The sequence below is a fragment of the Cupriavidus phytohabitans genome (assembly GCF_017815025.1).
Taxonomy (GTDB): domain Bacteria; phylum Pseudomonadota; class Gammaproteobacteria; order Burkholderiales; family Burkholderiaceae; genus Cupriavidus.
In genome coordinates, this window is sequence record NZ_JAGIQB010000152.1 from 1 (window position 1) to 2,364 (window position 2,364).

Sequence of the window (2,364 nt, forward strand, 5' to 3'; positions counted from 1 at the left end):
CCTGCATCCTGGCCCGATGAACCCGGTCAGGGGCGACGCAGCGCCTGAGGGATTGCCCCGGGTTATTGAGCAGTTACAGGCTCTTTGCACAACTTGTTGATACAGAACGGTTTTCTTGCTGAAACCGTGTCAAAGAGCCCCCCCTATGACTACACGACGATTGCCAATCGCTATCAGCTCTGCGCAAGCAATACGGCGATACTTGGCCCGCAAATGCTTTCATCGGACTTGCCGCCCATCGTTACACGGGCAATAGGCGACCTGATCGCAGTAAGTGGCGATTCCGTCAACGTGCCAAACTAGGCCGACCCTATCCTGATTACTCCGCCATGGATGTCGTCTGATTCAATGGGGGGTGCGATTCACGCTCTGGTGTCCATGGTCGGTCGGGGCTGCGAACCATTGAACTAAGTGTAAACGAGTGGTTGACTTTCTTTCGATGCGCTTCATAGTATGAAACATGAATCATGTATCATGTTAAAGACGACGCGAAAGAAGTGGGCGGCCTTGGCCAAGTGACTGGCTGGCTTCTCTTGAATGCGCCGGCCTGTCATAAACTAAGCAGTTGTCCTTAAAGTGCGAACCGGCTTGTTGCAGACCCCTTGGGTCAGGGCATTGCCGTGACTCGAAGAAATCAGAAAAAAGGGAGACACTATGCTGAGACAGCGTTGGCGATACTTCGCGACCGGGTTAGTCACGCTTGCGACGATGCTGGGAGCGTTTTCGCTGCATGCAGCGACGGCGGGTCCCGGAACGTGGAGTAGCGAGCAGACGTGGGCATCGGACGCCGTCAATGGTGGAAACCTGACCGGCTATTTCTATTGGCCGGCGAGCCAGGCTTCCACGCCCAATGGCAAGCGAGCTCTAGTTCTAGTGCTACACGGATGCTTGCAGACTGCCTCCGGCGACGTGATCAATAATGCCAGTGGGAGCGGGTTCAACTGGAAATCGATTGGCGATCAATACGGCGCTGTCATTCTTGCTCCTAACGCAAGCGGCAACGTGTACTTCAAGCATTGCTGGGACTATGCGAATGCGTCGCCAAGCCGAACCGCTGGACACGTGGGCGTACTGCTGGATCTGGTCAACCGCTTTGTTACCAATGCCCAGTATGCGATCGATCCCAACCAGGTATACGTGGCAGGCCTATCCTCTGGAGGCGGCATGAGCATGGTCCTGGGCTGTATCGCCCCGGACATTTTTGCCGGCGTTGGCATCAATGCCGGTCCGACGCCGGGAACCACGACGGCCCAGATCGGCTTCGTACCTAGTGGCTATACCGCGACGACGGCAGGCAATAAATGTAAGCAATGGGCCGGATCCAACGTCGGTAAGTTCTCCAGCCAGATTGCCGGCGCCGTATGGGGAACCTCGGACTACACGGTGGCGCCGGCATATGGCCCGATAGCAGCCTCGGCCTTCCGCCAGCTCTACGGCGGCAGCTTCACCCAGGGATCTAAGGTATCAATAGCAGGGGGCGGCACAAACACCCCTTATATCGATAGCAATGGCAAAGTGCGCACCCACGAAATATCGGTCGCCGGCATGGCACACGCATGGCCCGCTGGAACTGGCGGCAACAATACCAACTATGTCGATGCCACGCATATCAACTACCCTGTCTTCGTGATGGACTTCTGGGTTAAGAACAATCTGCGTGCCGGGAGCGGGTCTGGAAAGGCGGGTTCGGCGCCGACTGGGCTGGCGGTCGCCGGGACGACCCTCAACACAATATCGCTGTCGTGGAATGCCGTGACAAGCGCCAACAGCTACAACCTTTACCGCAATGGCACGAAGGTGGGCTCAAGCACGTCGACGAGCTACACCGATTCGGACCTGATAGCGGGTACTACGTACAGCTACACTGTGACGGCGATCGACGGCACAGCAGGGGAAAGCCAGCAATCTGCTGCTATCTCGGCAACAACAAAGACCAGTTTTACTTGTACGGCGACCACCGGCACAAACTATGCGCACGTGCAAGCCGGTCGGGCACACGATGTCGGCGGGTTTGCTTACACGAATGGCTCAAACCAAAGCATGGGATTGAATAATCTTTTCTATATCAACACTCTGGCTGAGACAGCCGCCGGATACTATGTGATTGGCAATTGCCCATAAGCAACGGCACGATTCGAGTTGGGGAGGCAATCTGTCAAAACATACTTCTGAGAGAACTCATTGAAGCTATGTACGCGCCGTTCGGGAGGCGACCCCAGCTGCATTGGAATGCTTCCCCGATTCGCTACGTCCCAATCCGCGCTCTGCACGCGCTTCTGCAGGTCGGCCTAACAGGCTGCTGAAGTACTAGCCGCGCAAAAAGCGAAGCTTGCCTCTACAAGGCTGAAGGGCTCGCTATTTTTC

General features: G+C 56.2%; 1 protein-coding gene. It reads left to right on the top strand.

What is annotated here, in order from left to right; translation table 11 throughout:
- Window positions 1-708 precede the first annotated feature (708 nt).
- Window positions 709-2,121 (top strand): extracellular catalytic domain type 1 short-chain-length polyhydroxyalkanoate depolymerase, encoded by a 1,413-nt coding sequence (locus tag J8I34_RS33690; RefSeq protein ID WP_245176344.1) that lies wholly within the window; start codon window positions 709-711, stop codon window positions 2,119-2,121.
- Window positions 2,122-2,364: the final 243 nt, after the last annotated feature.

What these genes read in the sequence shown, in the direction of transcription:
- J8I34_RS33690 (WP_245176344.1), top strand. Translation starts at nt 709, where the DNA reads ATGCTGGGAGCGTTTTCGCTGCATGCAGCGACGGCGGGTCCCGGAACG.